Source organism: Pedobacter sp. 01T416_2, assembly GCF_056398925.1.
Genome location: NZ_JBFTQI010000729.1, coordinates 1 through 2,942, shown reverse-complemented (window position 1 = coordinate 2,942; position 2,942 = coordinate 1). Strand labels below are relative to the sequence as shown.

The window sequence follows — 2,942 nt, the reverse complement described above, 5'->3', positions numbered from 1 at the left end:
CAGTATCAATTTTCGAAAATTCTTTTGTTCCTTTAAAATAATTTCCTTCTCTAATATTTACACCACTTGGTATTAAACTCCAATCCAATTCTAAGAGGCTTTGTCCGGTCTTAGTATTGTGTAAATAAACGGCAAACATATCTCTAGTATTTGCCTCAACATTTACATTTTTTTCTGAGTTCGGGATTGGTTTTAGATTCGTAACAACTAATTCACCTTTTGTTAGTATTTCCCTAATTATTGTGCTATCCAATTGATCAATTTTCCCAGATGAATTCTCTGGCAGCAAGTCCACAAATCCGTAATCTTTTGTAAAGGCCATGGTTGAAATGCATAGTATTCCTGCAGTAATGGGCAGTACCAGTAGCAGCTTGAGCCTTGCCCAATGTGCCGATTTCTTTTGATTTAGCATGTTAATTCGCTTTTTTAATATTGATGAACTGAATATTTGGTTAGTTAGGGTTAGGTTTTGGATACCCGTTGAATTTTGAATCAAAAACATCGCATAATGATATTTTTCTACATCGCATTTCGTTGTTTCTTCATCGGCCAGGTACTCATGGATTAACTTGATATCTTTTTTAACGAGATAAACGATTGGGTTAAACCAGTTGATGATCTGGATGATTTCGAATAACAGCACATCCAGACTATGTTTTTGTTTAATGTGTACCAGCTCGTGTTTGAGTATGGTGTTTTTTTCCGCTAATTGCGGATCTAAAAAGAGGAGGTTGAAGAATGAAAAAGCTATTTTGGAATCCTTTAAATCAATTAGTGTCACTCCATTATCCAATTTAACAGAAGGTAGTTTACGCATGCTGATAATTTTGGATAAATTAAAAAGCATTTTAAGTAGAAATGCAATGGTTGCCAGACTATAAATCGCAATAATCGCATTGTCCATAGTGAAGATACTGGGTTGATAAGTTTCCAGTGGCAGGTTTTGAGTCATCATTACCTGGCTAACAACCGTTTCGGTAGTGGGTGCTATCGCAATCTGTTCGATTACAGGTGCTTTTAAGAAACCCAGCTGAAAAAATGGAAGAAGGAAAGCCAGTATTGAGCCAACAATCAAATAACTTCTATTTAAGCCATAAAAGGTTTCCTTGTGGAGGAATAATCTATAAAAGCCATAAAATAAGGCGAAATATAGATTTGCTTCGAGTAAATAATATAACCAGCTCATTACTTATCTTTTTTAAGTTTCTCTGCCAATTGGATAATTTCATTGAGTTCTTCAGTACTCATACTTTTTTCTTTCACCAGGAAAGAAACCAGACTCTCGTAAGAGTTTTCGAAATAGTTGCTCATTACCTTATCTAATGCAAAGCGTTTATAATCAGTTTCTTTTATAATGGGGAAGTAGATATGCGTATTGCCGATAGCTTTATGATCAACAAAGCCTTTAGTTTCTAAAACCCTAATTACGGTCGAAACCGTGTTGTAAGCAGGTTTGGGTTCGTTCATTTTTTCGATAACGTCTTTTACTAAGGCTTCACCCATCTCCCAAAGGATGAGCATAATCTGTTCTTCTGCTTTTGTGAGTTCTTTTATCATCGCAACTATTTTTATAGTTTGGTTAATTGAAGTTACGACTATAAAAATAGTTTTCAAACTATTTTTATAGTTTTATTTGTAATCATTTGATAAACAGCTAAATAATTTTGTTTTAAGGCATATATCCCCTTTAGACACTTCACCGTTTTTTGTGATAAAACATGCGTTTAAGTGAATGTTATTTGATAATTTTGCTGAAATCAATATGTTTACAACTAAATAATTATATAATACCACAGAGAATACTATAATTAATCATATTTAAAACAGAAGCGTTAGCTTTTATTCTTGCTCTTAAAATCTGGAAAATTAACAAGTGCAACAAGAATAGAGTTTCAATGCCTCATGCTACAAGCGTGTGGACTGGACTTTATTTGTTGCATGGCTTTTCCAGAGCCTTAAGGGCGAATGAGACTACAGTTCCACGCTTCTTTATTTAGAAGCCTATAGGAACTAAGGGCATTCATATTCAAATGAAAATTAATGAAAGGGTTAAAACGTGGGTAAAAGTTACGTTAGGCACTTTATTGTTCCCTGCAATGTGTTTTTTAATATTCTTCATAGGAAGAAATGATAAAAAGACAGAAGATGTTGTTATAACACCTAGATTAATGAACGGAATAGATACCATAAGGGCAAATGATAGCTTGTATGTAATATCGTTTGCAATCAAAAAAGTAATACCTGATACAATAGATAATGAAAGTCAGGATAAATACGGTTATGAGTAACATTAAATTACATAGAAAGCATTATATCCTAGGTGGTGTGGTGCTATTGTTGTTATTAACTAACCCATCAGATAAGGCGTTAAAATCCCATTTAGATAACCCTAACGGTAGGATAGTGAAATACTTTAACGGTTTGATATTCWCAGTTTATTATAAGAAAAGAACAGGCACTTATGGAGGGGAGAATGGCAAAGAGTATTACTTAGGCATTTTAGGTAATTTCATCAATATAACAAGGGACTAATTATGTCTAAGAAACTAACCGAATTAGCTGATAGTATATCAAATGAGTTCTTATCAGAGTTTGAAGATGATATAAGCTTCACTAAGCCCGATATTGAGGCAATCATATTACTTGCTGTTGTAAAGTCTTACGAAGCGTTTATAAAAGATAAATAACGAGCAAAAATAGCTAATAATAAATAGTAAAACATTCAAAGTTCTTCATCTTTTTATATAAATATCTTACTTTTTATCTTGTTTTTTATGTGATCTTAAATCATTAATAGCTATTAAAAACCCTATTTAATTACGTTTGAATGGGGTTTTTTCGTAAATATTCATTTTAATTTGTTTTTATCATTTATTTCTTCTTAAATTTGAAGTGCAATACTTAAAAGAAATAACAATGAATTTCGTCAACACTATTAAAGA

General features: G+C 32.3%; 5 protein-coding genes. 3 read left to right on the top strand and 2 right to left on the bottom strand.

Annotated elements, in window-relative coordinates:
- The coding region (locus AC1DPQ_RS23200; protein ID WP_477611011.1) for a M56 family metallopeptidase at window positions 1-1,186 on the bottom strand (1,186 nt) is incomplete at its 3' end.
- Window positions 1,186-1,557 carry a BlaI/MecI/CopY family transcriptional regulator gene (locus AC1DPQ_RS23195; RefSeq protein ID WP_029276221.1) on the bottom strand — a complete coding sequence of 124 codons (372 nt, stop codon included), beginning with the start codon at window positions 1,555-1,557 and terminating at the stop codon, window positions 1,186-1,188. The genes AC1DPQ_RS23195 and AC1DPQ_RS23200, both read right to left, overlap by 1 nt.
- Window positions 1,558-2,030: 473 nt before the next feature.
- On the opposite strand from AC1DPQ_RS23195, the gene AC1DPQ_RS23190 reads away from it, so the two are divergent.
- From AC1DPQ_RS23190 to AC1DPQ_RS23180, 3 genes are read left to right on the top strand one after another with little or no spacing between them, the layout of a single operon-like run.
- Window positions 2,031-2,288 carry a hypothetical protein gene (locus tag AC1DPQ_RS23190; protein WP_477579802.1) on the top strand — a complete coding sequence of 86 codons (258 nt, stop codon included), beginning with the start codon at window positions 2,031-2,033 and terminating at the stop codon, window positions 2,286-2,288.
- Complete coding sequence (locus AC1DPQ_RS23185; protein WP_477611010.1) at window positions 2,281-2,532, top strand: hypothetical protein; 252 nt, start codon at window positions 2,281-2,283, stop codon at window positions 2,530-2,532. The genes AC1DPQ_RS23190 and AC1DPQ_RS23185 overlap by 8 nt, the downstream gene beginning before the upstream one ends.
- A gap of 2 nt (window positions 2,533-2,534) precedes the next feature.
- Complete coding sequence (locus tag AC1DPQ_RS23180) at window positions 2,535-2,687, top strand: hypothetical protein (protein ID WP_477579799.1); 153 nt, start codon at window positions 2,535-2,537, stop codon at window positions 2,685-2,687.
- Window positions 2,688-2,942 lie beyond the last annotated feature (255 nt).